This is a genomic window from Amycolatopsis thailandensis (assembly GCF_002234405.1).
GTDB lineage: Bacteria > Actinomycetota > Actinomycetes > Mycobacteriales > Pseudonocardiaceae > Amycolatopsis > Amycolatopsis thailandensis.
The window spans coordinates 1-656 of sequence record NZ_NMQT01000368.1; the positions used below are offsets into that span (position 1 = coordinate 1).

The window sequence follows — 656 nt, forward strand, 5'->3', positions numbered from 1 at the left end:
CCACGCGCGCGCCCGCGGCGAAGTCCGGCCGCTGCTCGGCGTCCCGGTGACGGTCAAGGACAGCTACAACATGGTCGGGCTGCCCACGACCTGGGGCATGCCGCAGCACCGGGATTTCGTTCCCTCCGAGGACGCGGTGCAGGTGTCCCGGCTCAAGGCCGCGGGTGCGGTGGTGCTGGGCAAGACCAACGTGCCCTTGGGGCTGCAGGACATCCAGACCTTCAACGAGATCTTCGGCACCACCAACAATCCGTGGGACCACGACCGCACGCCGGGCGGATCCTCCGGCGGATCGGCGGCGGCCCTGGCCTCCGGATTCGGCGCGCTGTCCCTCGGCTCCGACCTCGCCGGTTCACTGCGCACCCCCGCGCACTTCTGCGGCATCCACGCGCACAAACCGACGGTCGGCCTGGCGGCGACGCGCGGCATGGTCCCGCCGACCGAACAGGCCTTGCCGACCGACCTCGACCTGGCCGTCGTCGGTCCGATGGCGCGCACCGCCCGCGACCTCACGCTCCTGCTCGACGTCATGGCCGGACCGGACCCGCTGACACACGGCCAAGCGCACACCTTGGCGCTGCCGCCCGCGCGTCACGAGCACATCGGAAGAGCACACGTCTCAACTGCAGTTACATTAGCACCACTCATGCCCGCTT

The 656-nt window shown here is 70.3% G+C and carries 1 protein-coding gene; it reads left to right on the forward strand.

The window, feature by feature from the left end:
• Positions 1–656, forward strand: a 656-nt coding sequence (locus CFP71_RS42935; RefSeq protein ID WP_244200060.1) for an amidase family protein, incomplete at both ends; no start/stop codon positions are given.